The 215-nt window shown below is 52.6% G+C and carries 2 tRNA genes; both read left to right on the top strand.

Annotation, left to right across the window (positions count from 1 at the left end):
• Position 1 precedes the first annotated feature (1 nt).
• Positions 2–91: transfer RNA gene (locus HMPREF3057_RS09825), tRNA-Ser, on the top strand.
• A gap of 11 nt (positions 92–102) precedes the next feature.
• Positions 103–176: transfer RNA gene (locus HMPREF3057_RS09820), tRNA-Met, on the top strand.
• Positions 177–215: the final 39 nt, after the last annotated feature.

Below are 215 nucleotides of genomic sequence, written 5' to 3'. Positions count from 1 at the left end.
TGGAGGATTACCCAAGTCCGGCTGAAGGGAACGGTCTTGAAAACCGTCAGGCGTGTAAAAGCGTGCGTGGGTTCGAATCCCACATCCTCCTTTTTATATTAACGCGGGATGGAGCAGCTCGGTAGCTCGTCGGGCTCATAACCCGAAGGTCGTAGGTTCAAATCCTGCTCCCGCAATTTGGCTCGGTAGCTCAGTTGGTAGAGCAATGGATTGAA

The organism is Streptococcus sp. HMSC072D05 (assembly GCF_001815805.1).
GTDB lineage: Bacteria > Bacillota > Bacilli > Lactobacillales > Streptococcaceae > Streptococcus.
This window is presented reverse-complemented; position numbering and strand designations above follow the sequence as displayed.